The organism is Streptomyces flaveolus (genome assembly GCF_000716535.1).
Lineage (GTDB): Bacteria > Actinomycetota > Actinomycetes > Streptomycetales > Streptomycetaceae > Streptomyces > Streptomyces flaveolus_A.
The window spans coordinates 207,941-223,187 of the sequence record NZ_JNWV01000009.1; the positions used below are offsets into that span (position 1 = coordinate 207,941).

General features: G+C 74.1%; 8 protein-coding genes and 1 pseudogene. 4 read left to right on the top strand and 5 right to left on the bottom strand.

Annotated features, from left to right (window positions below; genetic code table 11):
* Positions 1 to 292: 292 nt before the first annotated feature.
* A complete protein-coding gene (locus tag OO52_RS49555; protein ID WP_030656072.1) occupies positions 293 to 4,642 on the top strand; it encodes a trypsin-like peptidase domain-containing protein in 4,350 nt (1,449 codons plus the stop codon).
* A gap of 130 nt (positions 4,643 to 4,772) precedes the next feature.
* Positions 4,773 to 5,720: a bifunctional riboflavin kinase/FAD synthetase gene (locus tag OO52_RS11820; protein WP_030656074.1), complete on the top strand. Its 948-nt coding sequence runs from the start codon at positions 4,773 to 4,775 to the stop codon at positions 5,718 to 5,720.
* A 94-nt stretch (positions 5,721 to 5,814) separates the two neighbouring features.
* On the opposite strand, the gene OO52_RS11825 is transcribed toward OO52_RS11820, so the two are convergent.
* The 4 genes and pseudogenes from OO52_RS11825 to eccE all read right to left on the bottom strand — a co-directional run bounded on the left by OO52_RS11825 (position 5,815) and on the right by eccE (position 11,730).
* Entirely contained in the window at positions 5,815 to 8,832 is a 3,018-nt protein-coding gene (locus tag OO52_RS11825; protein WP_234339855.1) for an AAA family ATPase, read from the bottom strand.
* A gap of 408 nt (positions 8,833 to 9,240) precedes the next feature.
* A pseudogene (locus tag OO52_RS54540) lies at positions 9,241 to 9,297 on the bottom strand (hypothetical protein); the annotation flags it as partial.
* Positions 9,298 to 9,619: 322 nt separating this feature from the next.
* Positions 9,620 to 10,369, bottom strand: a complete 750-nt coding sequence (locus tag OO52_RS11830; RefSeq protein WP_030657560.1) for a hypothetical protein — start codon at positions 10,367 to 10,369, stop codon at positions 9,620 to 9,622.
* Positions 10,369 to 11,730, bottom strand: a complete 1,362-nt coding sequence (eccE, locus tag OO52_RS11835; RefSeq protein ID WP_078877234.1) for a type VII secretion protein EccE — start codon at positions 11,728 to 11,730, stop codon at positions 10,369 to 10,371. The genes OO52_RS11830 and eccE overlap by 1 nt, the downstream gene beginning before the upstream one ends.
* Positions 11,731 to 11,937: 207 nt before the next feature.
* On the opposite strand from eccE, the gene eccB reads away from it, so the two are divergent.
* Positions 11,938 to 13,461, top strand: a complete 1,524-nt coding sequence (gene eccB, locus OO52_RS11840) for a type VII secretion protein EccB (RefSeq protein WP_030657564.1) — start codon at positions 11,938 to 11,940, stop codon at positions 13,459 to 13,461.
* Between the two features lie 24 nt (positions 13,462 to 13,485).
* Entirely contained in the window at positions 13,486 to 14,748 is a 1,263-nt protein-coding gene (mycP, locus tag OO52_RS11845) for a type VII secretion-associated serine protease mycosin (RefSeq protein ID WP_030657566.1), read from the top strand.
* A 110-nt stretch (positions 14,749 to 14,858) separates the two neighbouring features.
* On the opposite strand, the gene OO52_RS11850 is transcribed toward mycP, so the two are convergent.
* The gene (locus tag OO52_RS11850) at positions 14,859 to 15,212 is read right to left on the bottom strand and encodes a DUF4333 domain-containing protein (protein WP_030657568.1); all 354 of its coding nucleotides are present in this window, start codon (positions 15,210 to 15,212) and stop codon (positions 14,859 to 14,861) included.
* Between the last annotated feature and the right edge of the window lie 35 nt (positions 15,213 to 15,247).

Consider the following 15,247-nt stretch of genomic DNA (forward strand, 5'->3'; position numbering starts at 1 on the left):
TGTGTGCCCTGTGCCCGGTGCCCCGAGCCATGAGGCCGGCCCGCATGGATCGGCTGTCTGCCGTGGAGCGGCGGCCGGCCACGGGGTCGGCCTGCCGCCGCTCCACGATCCCCCCTCGGTTCCCCCACCCCTAGGGTTATCCAGCAACTCCCGCCTATTCACCCGTCCGGGCAGGCGCTCGGAGTGAACCGGGGGAGCGGAAGGGGGCGCGTTCATCACGCGATCTGTCCCGTCGATCATCCCGCGCCTACGGTCGGAACCAGGGCACGGGTACGGGCGGGGAGGTACGACCATGACGGAACGGGGCCCGCGGAGCGGAAGCGGGCGCCGGGGGCGCGGGTGCGAACAGCGGCCGTCCGAGGAGCGTGCCGAGGGGAGGCGCGCGAGCCGGGACGGCACATACGGGGAACGGCCGTCCGGAGCGCGCGCGTACGAGGAGTGCGCCGGCGGTGGGCCGGGCGACGGCCGGGGCGACCGGGCCCTTGTCGCCACCCCGGCAGACGACACGGGCGTGGGCGCCGCAGCGGACCGCTTCGACGCCGCCCTCGTACGCATCCGGGACCTGGCCGGGCGCCCGCGCGGACTCGGCTTCCTCGCCGATCACGAGGGCACCCTGCTCACCAGCCACGAGGCCGTCGACGGCCTGCCCCGGCTGGTGCTGCACGCCGGTGACCGCACCTGCGTGGTCGGCCCCGACGCGGTCACCGCGCTGCCCGGGCTCGGCCTCGCCCTGGTGCGCACCGAGGGCCTGGGCGTGGAGCCGCTGCCGCTGACCGTGCGGGAGCGGATCGACGCCGGCACCTATGTACACGTCGCCGCCGGCTGCTGGCGCGAGGCACGGGTGCTGGCCGCCACGCAGGTGACGTACACCGCCACGGACCGCTTCCACCTCCTGGACGACGCGCTGGAACTGGCCATCGGCACGGCCGGCCGGGACGCGCTCCGGCTGGGCGGCGGCGCGGCCGGCGGACCGGTGCTCGACGCACGCACCGGCGCGGTCGTCGGTGTCCTCGGCACCGCCCTGCACAGCGCCCAGCGCGACGCGGGCTTCGCGGTGCCGCTGCGGCCCGCCGACGGCCCCCTCGCCGACCTGCTCGCCCGCAACGCGGCCACCGTGCCCGCGTACGGCGCCGACCTCAACATCGCCGGCATCCTCCAGCTGACCATGACCTCGGTGGGGCAGGACGGCCCCGCCAGCGCCCTCGAACCGGTCGAACGACCTGACATCGTCCGGGAGTTGGCCGCCTTCGCCGCGGGCGACCGTCCCGTGCTCGGCCTCGTCGGCGCGCCGGGCAGCGGTCGTACGACGGAACTCGTGGCGCTCGCCGCCCGCCGCGCGCGGGGTGAGCGGCCGGCCCCCACGCTGTGGCTGCGCGGTGCCGACCTGAAGGCCACCGACGACTCGGTGGCCGACGTGGCCCGCCGCACCCTGGCGCGTGCCGCCCGGATCATCGCCGCGTCCCGCTCCGGCCGACCCGAAGACCTCGGCGACGTCACGCCCGAACACGTCGCCCGCTTCGCCGCCCGGACCGGCCGCCCCCTGCTGCTCCTCCTCGACGGCCCCGAGGAGATGCCCCCCGCCCTCGCCGACCGCCTGCCCGTCTGGACCCGGGGCACGGCCGCCTGGCTGACCGAGACGGGAACCCGCCTGGTGGTGGCCTGCCGGGAGGAACACTGGGAACGCACCGGCAGGGCCTTCCCAAAGGACCTCCTCCACGTGCCGGGCACCTCGGGGGAGCCGGTCGGGGTTCCGGCGGATGGCGGTGAACCGCTGGAGACGCGAGCTGCCCCCGGGTCTGCGACGGACGGTGGCGAGTTCGCGCGCACGCAGGCCGGCCCTGGGACCCCGGCGAGCGGCGATGAGCCTCTGGCGACGCGGGCGGGAGCTGGGGCCTCGTCGCACTGCCTCGGGCCGGACCGCGCGCCAGTCAGCCCTGTGTCTCCAGGGCACAGCAGGCCGACGGGCCCTGCGGGCCGAGGGGAGGGCGCCGAGCTGGACCGTGCGTCGGCCGACCCTGCGGCGCAGGCGGACGGCACCGGTCCGGTGTGCACGTCGGCTGGCCCTGCGGCCCCGGCGGGCGGCGGTGAGACGCTGCGCAGCACCCCGGTCGGCCCTCCGGGTTCGCCCCTGGCCTCAGCCGGACCAGCCGAGCCGCTGCACGCGGTCGCCGACCGCGCGCCCTCGCCAGGTGCCCCGGCCGATGGCGTTGACCTGCGGATCCCCCTGCCCAGCCGCGTATCCCCGGTGGACGGTGGCGAGCCGGACCACTCCCCGGCCGACCTTGCTTCCCTGGCGGGCGGCCCCGAGCCGCACCACTCCCCGGCCGACCCTGCCTCCCCGGCGGCCGGCCCCCTCTCGGGCCGCACCTGCGCCACTTCCGGGCCCGCAACCCAGGCCTTCCCTCCACCCGGCGAGTCGGTCCCCGGCGAAGCCTCCCGCATCCCCGCCACCGACCCCCTTCCGCCCTGTCTGCGGATCGGGGACTTCACGCTCGGTGAGGCGCGGTGGGCCAGGGCGCGGTACGGGATTCCGGAGGGTGCGCTCGGTGAGCGGGACGCGCGGCATCCGCTGGTGCTGCGGCTGTTGTCCGAGGTGCGGGCCGCCGTGCCCGACGCGCCGGTCGCCGGGCCGCTCGACCGGCACGACGTGTTCGCCGCCTACCTCGACCTCATGTGCCTGCGCATCGCGGTCCGCCTGGCCGCCGCCGGCGGTCCGCGCGGTACGGCCGTGCGGCGGCTCGCGGCGCGCGTGGCCGGGCAGGTGCACGAGGCCGCCCGGCGCAGCCTCGGGCCGGGGCAGGGCGAGCTGGACCGGGAGTCGTTCGAGGCGGTGTTCCCCTGGGGCCCCGCCCCGGCCCGGCTCGGCGGCGGCACCGGCTGGGCCTCCGCCGTGCTGACCGAGGCCCTCCTCGTGCCGGCCGGTACCGGCTACCGCTTCGCCCACGAGGAGCTGGCCGACTGGCTCCAGGGCACGCACCTGGACCTGGACGCGGCGCTGCGGGCCCTGGTGCACCGCGCCGGTGAGCCGAGCGCGCCCCGCCCCGTGCCGGCGCCGGTTCCGCACCATCGCGTCGGACCCGTCGTCCAGGCGCTGCTGCTCCTCGCCCGCCAGCAGGGGACCGGGCAACTCTGCCTCCGGCTACGGGAGTTGGTCGACGCTCTGGACCGTGACACCGGCTCCTGGTGGGCCGCCCGGCTGCTCGCCCGGACCCTGCTCCAGGTCCCGGACGCGACGCCGTACACCGAAGTGCTGCGCCTGCTCGCGGACCGTGTCGTCGCCTGGCGCGGCGCCCAGCGGCCCGTACCGGCCGACTTCCGCCCCGCCTTCTGGACCGGCCTTCCCGTCCCCGACACCGAGCGCCTGGACCTGCTGCGCCGCCTCGTCCTGGCGGACCCGGCGCCGCCCGTGGCAGGCGAACGGTACCTCGACGCCGTCGCCGCACTGCTGGCCGCCGCCCCCACCGTCGTACAGCCCCTGCTCACCCGCTGGTTCACGGACGAGCGGCCGTTGCCCGCGACCCCGCACGCCACCGTCGCCACCGCCGCGCAGGCGCTGCTGCACACCCACCGGCACGGCGCCCTGGACGATCTCACCGAGGTGCTGGTGGCCTGCGCGCACCGGCGTGCCGACGAACTGCTCGCCGTCCTCGCCGAGGACGAGCCGTCGGCCCTCTGCCGGGCGGTCGACCGCTGGGCGCACGACGAGCGCCCCGCCCGCCGGGTAGCGGCCGTGGCCTTCGCCCTGCGCGCGGCCCCCCACGCCCGCTCGGACGCCGACCGCGAGCTGCTGCGCTACGCCGCCCTCACCCTGCTCGCCCGCCCCGCCGACCGCACCCTGCACGGCGCCGCCCTGGCCCTGCTGGTCCGCGACCCGCGCAGCCGCGACCGGCACCTGCCCGCGGCCCTGCGCCACTTCGCCGACGGCGACCCGCAGTTCCCGCCCAGCGCCCTCGTCCCGGCCCTGACCACCCACCCGGAGCCGGTCCTGGAGGCCTTCCGTGCCCGCCTGTGCGCCCCGGGCGCCGGTGGCCCGGACACCGCGGCGGTCCTGCGCAGCCTCACCCAGGTCGCCACCCCGGCCCTGGCCCGCCGGGTCGCCACCCTCGTCCGGGAGGCGCTGCGGCTGCGCCCGGAGACCGCCGGGTCCGTCGCCGGTCAGGTCGCCGGCCAGGTCGACCGCCGCCTCGAACAGGGCCCCACCGCCCGCCCGGTCCTGCTGCCCCTCGTCACCGGCCTGCTCGACGGCGGCCCCGAACCGCTCCGGGCGGCCCTCGCCACCGTCCTCGCCGCCCCCGGTACCCCCGCCTCCCTTCCGCTCCGCCGCGAGCTGCTGGAGTTCCTGCTCGCCCGGGAAGAGGACCCGTCCGTCCTGCTCGCCGTCCTGCACGCGGCCACGGAACACGGCGGCCGGGAGGAGGGGGCCCGCGGTCTGGTCCACCGCACCGGTCTGCTCCTCGTCCGCACGCCCGAGGGTGCCACCCGCTTCGACCGCGCCCTGGTCGACATCGGCCGGCACGTGCCCGGCTTCGCCGCCCGCATGGCCCGCTGGCTGACCGAGGCCCCGGACGACTGGGTGGCCGTGGTCGGCCCCAGCGCCCGCCGCCTGATCGAGAACCTGGCGGGCGTACGCGTACCGGCCTGAGCTGCGGCGGGAACGTGCGCCCCGTCACAGCCCCCATGCCGATGCCGGCCCGGGGCACCCGGCATGGCACCCTTAGACCTGCACGACGAGGTCAAGGTAGACACGGACAAGGGTTCGAGGAGCGGTCACAGTGCAGCGCTGGCGTGGCTTGGAGGACATCCCCCAGGACTGGGGGCGCAGCGTCGTCACCATCGGTTCCTACGACGGCGTCCACCGCGGCCACCAGCTGATCATCAAGCACGCCGTCGACCGGGCCCGCGAGCTCGGCGTCCCGGCCGTCGTGGTCACCTTCGACCCGCACCCCAGCGAGGTCGTCCGCCCGGGAAGCCACCCGCCGCTGCTCGCCCCGCACCACCGCCGTGCGGAACTCATGGCCGAGCTGGGTGTCGACGCGTGCCTCATCCTTCCCTTCACCACCGAGTTCTCCAAGCTCTCGCCCGCCGACTTCGTGGTGAAGGTCTTGGTGGACAAGCTGCACGCCAAGGCGGTCGTGGAGGGCCCGAACTTCCGCTTCGGCCATAAGGCGGCCGGCAACGTCGAGTTCCTCGCCGAGCAGGGCAAGATCTACGACTTCGAGGTCGAGGTCGTCGACCTGTACGTCACCGGTGAGGCGGGCGGCGGCGAGCCGTTCTCCTCCACGCTGACCCGCAGCCTGGTCGCCGAGGGCGATGTCGCGGGCGCCCGCGAGATCCTCGGCCGCCCGCACCGCGTGGAGGGTGTCGTCGTCCGCGGCGCCCAGCGCGGCCGCGAACTGGGCTTCCCGACGGCCAACGTCGAGACCCTCCCGCACACCGCCATCCCCGCCGACGGCGTGTACGCCGGGTATCTGCACGCCCAGGGCGAGGTCATGCCGGCCGCGATCTCCGTCGGCACGAACCCGCAGTTCGACGGCACCGAGCGCACGGTGGAGGCGTACGCGATCGACCGTGTCGGCCTCGACCTGTACGGCCTGCACGTCGCCGTCGACTTCCTCGCTTACGTGCGCGGACAGGCGAAGTTCGAGTCGCTGGAGGCCCTGCTGGAGCAGATGGCCGCGGACGTGAAGCGGTGCCGGGAGATCGTGGCGGCGGAGCAGTAGTCGCTCGTTCCGGCGGGACGCGTTCCAGCGCGGCTCGTGACAGGGAGAAGGGCGGCCGGTGCGGTGAGCACCGGCCGCCCTTCTCTGTGGCCCGTTACTGCTGCGGCGGGGCCGGGGGAGCCTGCGGAGGCTGCTGCGGCTGCGGTTGCGGCTGTGACGGCGGCTGCGACGGCGGCTGGGGCTGGGGCTGTCCGGGCTGCGGGTAGCCCGGCTGCTGCTGTGCGCCCGGATACGGCTGCTGCTGGCCCTGCTGAGGCGGGTACGGCTGCTGCGTCGGCGCGTACGGCTGACCGGGGGCCTGGGGGTACGGCTGCCCGGGGGCCTGCGGATACGGCTGCCCGGCGCCGTACAGCTGTTCCGGCATGGGCTGTCCCGGCATGGGCTGGCCGGGCATGGGCTGGCCGGGCATGGGCTGGCCCGGCATCGGTCCTCCCGGCATGGGCGGGGCGGCCACCGGCGGCGGGTTGCCGTCGCTCGTCCACAGCCCGTGCGCCTGCTGGTGGCGGGTGAAGTCCTCGGCGACCATCGCGGCGAGGTTGAAGTACGCCTCGCGCGTCTTCGGCCGCATCATGTCGAGGTCGACCTCGGCGCCGGCCGCCAGATGCTCGTCGAAGGGCACCACGATGACGCCGCGGGTGCGGGTCTCGAAGTGCGCCACGATGTCCTCGACCTTGATCATCTTGCCGGTCTCACGGACCCCGGAGATCACGGTGAGGGACCGCGAGACCAGGTCGGCGTACCCGTGCGCGGACAGCCAGTCCAGCGTCGTACTGGCGCTGCTCGCGCCGTCCACGGACGGCGTGGAGATGATGATGAGCTGGTCGGCCAGGTCGAGCACCCCGCGCATGGCGCTGTACAGCAGACCGGTGCCCGAGTCGGTCAGGATGACCGGGTACTGCCGGCCGAGCACGTCGATCGCGCGCCGGTAGTCCTCGTCGTTGAACGTGGTCGACACGGCCGGGTCCACGTCGTTGGCGATGATCTCCAGCCCGGACGGGGCCTGGGAGGTGAACCGCCGGATGTCCATGTACGAGTTGAGGTACGGGATCGCCTGGACGAGGTCACGGATGGTGGCCCCGGTCTCCCGGCGGACCCGCCGCCCGAGCGTACCGGCGTCCGGGTTGGCGTCGATGGCGAGGATCTTGTCCTGCCGCTCGGTGGCGAGGGTGGAGCCGAGCGCGGTCGTCGTGGTCGTCTTGCCGACGCCGCCCTTGAGGCTGATGACCGCGATCCGGTAGCAGGACAGCACCGGCGTACGGATCAGCTCCAGCTTGCGCTGCCGCTCGGCCTCCTCCTTCTTGCCGCCGAGCTTGAACCGGCCGCCCGCCGCCGCGGGCCGCCCGCTCTTCGCCTTCTGTCTCTTGTTGTTGAGCAGCCGGTCCGAGGACAGCTCCACGGCGGCGGTGTAACCGAGCGGTGCGGCACCGGGGTTGGTCGGCTGCCGCTGGTCATGCTGAACGGGCTGCGGCCACGCGGCACCGGAACGCGGATCGACCGGCGCGTGCGGGGCCTGCGGAGCGTCGGGGGCGCCGTCCGGGCTCTGAGGCGGCTGCGGGAAGCCGTAACCGCCCGGCTGAGTTTGCGGGTTGGGGTTCCCCGGCTGAGGGAAACCGTAGCCGCCGCTCTGCGCGGGGGAGTTGGGCACGCCCGGCTGCGGGAAGCCGTAACCGCTGGGCGGGGTGGGGCCGTGGGGCTGCGGCTGCGGCTGCGGCTGTTGGGGCGCCGGGGGCTGCGGGAAGCCATAACCGCCGGGCTGGGCCGGGGGGTTGGGAGTGCCCGGTGCCGGGGCGCCGGGCTGGGGGAAGCCGTAGCCGCTCGGGGGCGTGGGGCCGGGGATGGGGCCGTTGGGAGCCGGCTGCGGGCCGGGCGCACCCGGGTGACCCGGTTGGCTGGCGGGGTTGGCCTGGTCGGGTTGGTTCGGCTGGTTCCACGCGGCGGGCGCGGGCTGCGGGGCCTGCGGCTGGAACGGCGGCTGCTGGCCGGGCATCCCGGCGGGAGGCTGACTGCCGGTCGCCTGCGGCTGCTGGCCGGGCATGGGCCCTGGCTGCTGCGGGGCGGCGGCCGGCTGCTGCCCGGGCTGTACGGGCCACTGGGCGGCGGAAGCCGGGGCGGCGGGCTGGTACGAGGGCGGCAGCGGGGGCAACCCGTTCTGCGGCGCGGGCGGCGTCCAGCCGGGCTGGGCACCCTGCGGGGCCGGGGGAGCGGGCGGCACGGCGGCGTAGGGGGCGCCGGGGGCGGGCTGGGCCGCGTGGGGCTGGGCCGCGTGAGGCTGGGCGCCGGGGTGAGCGGCGCCGGGCTGCGGGAAGCCGTATCCGCCGGGCTGTCCGGGGGCGGGCTGGGGTGCGTGGGGCTGAGGGGCACCGGCTTCCGGGGCAGCGGGGTGGGCGGCGTCGGCCTGCTGGGCCGCGCTGTCCGACGCACCGTCACCCGATGGTGCGCTGGCTTGCGTCGCACCCGGCTGAGGAGCACCGTTCCCGGCCGTCAGGCCTGCCGCCCCGGCCTTCGAGGGCTCTGGCGTGTCGGACTGCGAGGAGTCGGCGGAGCCCTCGGACACGACGGGAGGCCCGGCGTCGGCCGCACCCTCGTCGGCGTCCCCCTTCTCCGCGCTGGCCTTCTCGGCGTCGCCCTTCTCAGCGGCGGCCTGCTCGGCAACGCTCTCTTCCGCCGCGGCCATCTCATCGGCGGCGGCTTCGTCGGACGCGGAACCAACTCCAGCGGCGGCCTCCGCCACCGAGTCGTCCTGCGCGGAAGCCTCGCCACCGGATCCCTCGGCACCGTCCTCGCCGCCGGACTTCCCGGCACGGTCGGCGTCGCCCTCAGCACCGGCGGACTCCGCGGCACCGGAGGCACCGACAGAACCCTCGGAATCCTCAGAACCCTCCGCACCGGCGGAGCCCTCATCCCCGGACTCGGCCGACTCTCCGGCGGCGGCGGTGTGCTCGGCGATCTCCGCCATCTGGCGCTTCAGGGCGACGGCGGAGAACCGCATGGTCGCCCCGCTCTCCAGGTCCCCGTTGTCCGTCTCCGGCTCGACCACGCCGGAAGCGGCCGGGGCCTCCTGCTGGGCAGACTGCGGCTGCTGCGGCTCGAAGCCCTCGGGCAGCCGCGGCATCGGAACGGGGTCACCGGTCGTCGGCGCGGGCTGCGCAGGCCCGGCCGGGGGAGCGTACGAAGCACCCTGCGGCGGAGTGAACGACGCGCCCTGCGCCGGACCGTACGGAGTCCCCTCCGCAGGACCGTACGAAGGCCCCTGCGCCGGAATGAACGGCGTCCCCTGCGGCGGCGTACCCACCGGCGGGGCGGCCGGCGGTGGCGGTGTAGGGCCCGGGACCGGCGTGTTCGTGGGGAACGGCAGCCCGGGAGCCGCCGGAGTGCCCGAGTCGCCGGCAGCCGCGGCCCCGGCGAAACCGCCGGCACCGCCCGCACCGCTCGCGCCACCGGCACCCGTACCGCCCGCTCCGGACGCGTTCTGCGTGTACCAGGCGGGGGGAGCGTAGTCGATGGTGAACTCGCCGGTGGTCTCGACGGCCTCCGCGTCGGGCTGGTCATCGCCGGGTGTGTCCCAGCCCCCGCGCATCCCGTCCCGATCGCTGCTCACAGTTCCTCCTGGTGTGGTCGAGCACCCTCATGCCGTGCCGGGGCGACCATGTCGTGTCGTACCGAGTCGTCCGTAGTCGTTCGGGGCAGTCCGATGCACCGGCTCTCCCCCCGGGACACCGACGCCGGTTCACGGGTCCTGCCATCGCGCCCGCTCCCAGCCTAATCACCAGGAGCCACCCCTCGGCAGGCCCGCCCACCTCTCCGCGCCCGCACACCAGGTCACGGCACGCACGCAGACACCCGTCCACCCCGCGCGGCCGGGCACGACGCCTCGAACAAAAGGGACGGACAAGGGCAGTTCAGTCCATGCGGCGGGGTGTACCCAACAATCCGATCTCAGCGTCGGTGGGTTGCGTCAGCACGTACTGCCGGTCACGGTCGGTACACCAGAGGGTGACACCGTCGGGCAGCCCCGGCAGCGACTCCACCTCGGTCCGCGACAGCCCCATCGTGCGCCCCAGTTCGGCCGCCTCGTCCGGCGAGACCCGCTGGATACCGGCGAGCCGCGCCTGCCGCAGCAGCCGGGGCGCGACGGGACTGAGATACGGCAGCAGGGTCAGCACCGACTGCCAGGGACCGGACACCACCCGGCCGCGCGGGGGCCGCATACCGCAGTCCCGCACCACCAGCACCGGCGTACCGGCGGAGGCACCCTGCGGCGGCACCCGCCCCACGTCGTACACGGACAGCCCGTTCTGCCCGCCCCCCATGGCATGCACCATCTGCATCCAGGCCTGCGGCCGCCCGGTCTCCACCGCGACCCGGGCACCGGTGGCGGCGGAGCGCAGAGCGAGGACCTGCGCGGTCCACAGGCCGCCGATGAGCACGATGTCGTACGGCGTGGGACGGTTCACCCCGAGGATGGCGGGCTGCCCCTCGTTGTTGACGCCGACCACGACTCCGTCGTCACCGATGGGCAGGGTCAGCGCGTCCAGCTGCTCCACGGGCAGTGCGTGCCGCGGGTGGCGGGGACCGAGCAGACCGAAGCCGGTGCGCAGTCGCTCACCGAGGCCGGGAGCGGACGGGGTGGGTGAGGTCGTCGTGGTCATCAGCGGGCACCTCCGAGCGGCAGGGTCGCCAGAACGCCGGGGAGTTGTTCGCGGTCCAGCCGCGCGAGCCCGGTGCGTGCCTGCTGCGCCGCACGCTCCAGATCGCGCCGCGCGTCGGTCAGTTCCTGCTTGCTGCGGCCGGTGATCCGCACATGGCCGGTGATGGTCACGTCCTGCTGCGCGCCCTTCGCCAGCGTCAGGCTGAAGGTCGTCGCGAGCGCGGGCACCGCCGTCAGCTGTGCCACCAGCTGGGCCAGCGAGCCGCCGGAGCCGCCCAGCTGGGGCCAGCGCCGTACCCAGTAGGTGGTGTGGCGGCGGTTGTCGCAACGCCAGCTGCGGCTGGACTCCTCGGTCCGCCGCTGCGGCGCCTCGCCCCGCCCGGCCTGGGCCGTCACCATCGGGTTGGCGCACGCGGAGGTGGCGATGGCGGCCGTCAGCTCCTCCTCGGTGAGCACGTTCGCCCGGAACCCGGCGCCGGTCAGCCGGCTCGACAGGTGGTCGGCCGAGCGTGCCAGGCACTTCTGCGCCCCCGGCAGCCCGCCGCCGCGCGCGGCCACCGCCTCCGGGCACAGCTCGGGGTCGAGCTTCAACGCGATCCAGGTGATGCGGACCGCGGGGGAGCCGGTCTGGGCCTGCAACGGCGCGTAATTGCTGACGACGACCGACTGCTGGGGCAGGTGCAGCGCGGGCGCGGGCTGGGTGTGCACGACGATCTGTGCCGACTCCAGCCGGATGCCGTCGACTTCGAGGACGTCCCGGACGAGGGCGATCGGCAGTGGTCGCTTCCCGCGCTCCGCGCGGAGCGCGTCGACGTCCGACTCCACCTGGAGCACTGCGGTCAGGAAACCGCCGTCACCCACCATGCCGATGGGCCGCTGGTCGCGGTCGTCACCACGGTTGAAGCTGAACGTGCGCAGCGTCGGGTCGCACTCCACGGCGGGCGCGAGACCGGAGTCGGTTCCCGGCGGCACCGGAGTGTTCGCGGCCCGCCGTATGCGGGCCCGCATGGCCAGCAGGGTGCCGAGCCATTCCGGCAGGGAGCGCCCCCTGCGCCGGACGACGGCGAGCACCACGAGCACCAGGGAGACGGGGCCGACCGCGATCAGCGCGACCGTGCCGACGAGCCACCCGCACAGCGCGAGCGCGCCCGCGATCTCCAGCAGCACCAGCCGCTGCACCGCGAACGAACCGCCGCGGCCCGAGCGGGACTCCAGGCGCGGCGCGAAGGCGCCCTGGTAGGGCGTGGGTGCCTGCGGGGCACCGCCTCGCCCGGAGGAAGAGCCGCGGGCACCCGACCGGCGCGCGCCACCCGATCGTGGCCCCGATTGCGATCGCGACCGGGTCCGCGTTGCGGAAGCCATCACTTCAAAACCCCCGAACTCTCCCGAAATCCCTTGCGCTCCGGTCCCTTCAAGCCCTGAGCACCCTACCCGTGCCACCAGCACGTCCTCGCAACAGGCATAGTAGGGGCCGGGTCTGACAGTCGAGGCACCAGAGGAAAACCGAGGACGGGGGACGGATCTTCACAGGTCCCCCACGGCTCCGCAACGGGGAGAGAGCGGACACAGATGGCATCACGGCGGGACGAACTCAACGCCTACACCTTCGCGAAGCGCCGCACGCTCGCGTCCTTCCTGCAGCCTTCGCCCTCCGGCTCGGAGGAGGGCGCTCCCAAGCCGCTGGGCGCACTGGTTCCCGGCGTCGTCGTCGGTGTGGTGATCCTCGCGGTGTTCGGCGCGATCGGCATGTTCAGCCCCACGGCCCCCAAGGGGTGGGACACCCCCGAGGAACACGTCATCGTCGCCAGCAAGTCGACCACCCGGTACGTCGTCCTGAAGACGGGCAAGCAGAAGCAGCTCCACCCCGTCCTCAACATGGCCTCGGCCAAGCTGCTCCTGGACCCCGGCAAGGCCAGCATCATCACCGTCGACGAGAAGATCCTGGACAGCGGCAAGCCTCCGCACGGCGCCACCATCGGCATCCCGTACGCGCCCGACCGCCTGCCCTCCCCGGACGAGGCCGAAGCCGCCAAGCGCTGGGCGGTCTGCGAGCGTCCGGCCGACGGCGGCCGCGCCATCCAGAAGGCGGCGTTCGTCCTCGCGAAGAAGGAATGGTCCAAGACGGAGGGGTCCGACAGGCTCACCCGCGGCGACCTGATGTACGTCGTCGGTCCGGACGGCAAGACCCAGTACGTCGTCGACGGGCAGGGCAAGGCGTACAAGCTCGCGGACCCGGGCGACAAGGAACTCCTCAAGGCCCTCGACACCCGGGGTCGCGCCCCGCAGCGCGTCTCCCAGGAGTGGCTCGACACCCTCCACAAGGGGGACCCGATCGCCATCCCGCCGATCGAGGGCACACCCGGCGCGAAGGCCGACGCCGGGATCATGCCCGCGCAGTACGACAAGGTCGGCGAGGTCATCAAGGCCTACGACGGCCAGGTGTTGCGGTACTACGTCGTCCTGCGGGGGAAGGTCGCCCGTATCTCCGAGTTCACCGCCACGCTCCTGCTCAACAGCGGTCAGCTCGTCGGCGTCGGCCAGGCCGGTGAGGCGCAGCAGGTCAGCCCCGGCGCGGTCACCGACAGCACAGCCTTCGACGAGGACAACGACTGGCCGACGTACAAGCCGAGGACGGTGAACGACGGCTCCAGCGCCACCAGCGGACGCAACACGGTCTGCAACGTACTGCGGTCGGTCGGCGCCAAGGGAGCGACGACCCTGTCCACCTGGGTCGGCAAGGACTTCCCCGCCCAGTTGCCCACCGGTTCCTCCAGCGCCTACGTCACCGCCGGTTCCGGCCAGCTCTACCGTCAGTTCCAGGGCACCGAGACCACGGCCGGCGGCGTCTTCCTCGTCACCGACACGGGCCTGCGCTACGCCCTGCAGTCCAACAGCGACAGCGCCACCGACGACAAGGGCATCGGCACCTCCGCCAAGAAGCGCAAGGAGGAACTGGCCGAGGCGAAGATCGCCCAGACCCGCCTCGGTTACGAGAAGCTCACGCCCACGCCCATCCCGCTGGAGTGGTCGACCTTCCTGCCGACGGGCCCGCGCCTGTCGGAGGCGGCGGCGCGACAGCCGCAGGGTTCGTAGCGGCGCGCGGAGGAGAACGGACTCATGCTGAAGGCAAGGACGTCGGGAGCCGTGGCCCGCGGGGTGGTGGTGGCCGCCGCCGTGGCCCTCACCGCGACGACCACGGTGCTCGCCCTGCCCGCTTCCCCGGCCCGGGCGGACGACGGCCAGTGCACGTTCCCGTCGAAGCCGTACGCGGGCCGGCCATGGGCGCTGCAGCGCGTGAACCTGGACGAGCTGTGGGCGCGGTCCACGGGCAAGGGCGTCAGGGTGGCTGTGATCGACACTGGTGTGGACGTCAAGAACCCGCAGCTCACCAAGGCCGTCGACGCGTCCAAGGGCAAGAACCTGCTGCCCGAGAAGAACCGCAAGGGCGAGAAGATAGACCGCGGCAACAAGTCGGGCACCACCGACACGGTCGGCCACGGCACGCGCGTGGCGGGCATCATCGCGGCCCGCCCGGCGAAGGGCACCGGTTTCGTGGGCCTGGCCCCGGACGCCACGATCATCCCGATCAAGCAGAACGACGCCGAGGGCGACGGCACGGCGGACACGCTGGCCGACGCGATCACGTACGCGGTCCAGGCGGGCGCCGACGTCATCAACATCTCCCAAGACACGGCAGAGGCGCTCGACCCGAAGACCACGAAGCTGAAGGACGCCGTCGACCAAGCCCTCAACCGGAAGGTCGTCGTCGTGGCCTCCGCCGGCAACGACGGGCTGGGCGGCAACGTCAAGGTCACGTACCCGGCGTCGTACGAGGGCGTCCTGGCGGTTGCGGCCTCCGACCGCAACAACGAACGCGCCGCCTTCTCACAGTCGGGAGACTTCGTGGGGGTCGCGGCTCCCGGAGTCGACATGATCTCCACGGTCCCGGGCAACGGCCACTGCTCGGACAACGGTACGAGCTTCTCCGCTCCCTATGTCGCGGGCGTGGCCGCCCTGTTGAAGTCCAAGTACCCCGACTGGACGGCCCAGCAGGTCGTCGCTCAGATCGAACAGACCGCGGAACGCTCGATCCCCGGGCGTGACCGGCTGGTGGGCTGGGGCGTGGTGGACCCCGTGAAGGCACTTACGGACGTGGACCCGGCACACCCCGTCGAGTCCCCGAAACCCGAGAACGGCATGGCCAAGGGGGAGGCCCCGTCGGTCACCCCGCTGCACTTCGGCGAGACGGCCGAGGAACGTGACAGCCGTCTCGCGACGTACACGGTCGTGGGCGGCCTGGTGCTGGTGGCGGGCCTGACGGGCACGGCGGTGGCGGTCCGGGACGCGCGACGCAGGCGGGGCGGCTCGCGCACGTCCTGACGGCGGCCCTCCGGCGCCGTCCTCGGACGGGTACATGGTGCGGCGGCGGTGCCCCGGTGTGCACCGCCGCCGTATCTCGTACCGCTTCGTTCGCCGCGAAGGGTCCCGCGTCAGCCGGCCGCCGGGGAAGCCTTGTCGTCGGCCTTGATGTCGAAGTTGACCTGGCTCCCCTTCACCGAGGAGACGGTCACGGTCACGCCCAGCGTGCTGCCGTCGTCCGCGGTGAGCGTGCAACGGGTGGTGGTGCCGACCTTGCCCGCGAGGTCCTCCGGACAGGTGATGTCCGGCTTCGGCCGACCCGTTTGGGCCGCGAGCTTCTCGGACACCGTGTCGGCCAGCTTACCGGCGGAGATTTTCGGCTCGGACTTCTCCACGGTGACCGATCCCGAACAGCCGACAAGCAGCACACCGGCGGCCACAGCCGAAAGACTCCATGCTGCTGCGGACGTGCGGGCTATCGCCATGGGGGGCTCCATTCCGGGTATCAGGACGTAAGAAT

Bases quoted from the DNA above. Each gene is read 5' to 3' on its own strand.
- OO52_RS49555 (WP_030656072.1), top strand. From the start codon at position 293: ATGACGGAACGGGGCCCGCGGAGCGGAAGCGGGCGCCGGGGGCGCGGG.
- OO52_RS11825 (WP_234339855.1), bottom strand. From the start codon at position 8,832: ATGCCGCGGCTGCCCGAGGGCTTCGAGCCGCAGCAGCCGCAGTCTGCC.
- OO52_RS11830 (WP_030657560.1), bottom strand. From the start codon at position 10,369: ATGACCACGACGACCTCACCCACCCCGTCCGCTCCCGGCCTCGGTGAG.
- eccE (WP_078877234.1), bottom strand. From the start codon at position 11,730: ATGGCTTCCGCAACGCGGACCCGGTCGCGATCGCAATCGGGGCCACGA.
- eccB (WP_030657564.1), top strand. From the start codon at position 11,938: ATGGCATCACGGCGGGACGAACTCAACGCCTACACCTTCGCGAAGCGC.
- mycP (WP_030657566.1), top strand. From the start codon at position 13,486: ATGCTGAAGGCAAGGACGTCGGGAGCCGTGGCCCGCGGGGTGGTGGTG.
- OO52_RS11850 (WP_030657568.1), bottom strand. From the start codon at position 15,212: ATGGCGATAGCCCGCACGTCCGCAGCAGCATGGAGTCTTTCGGCTGTG.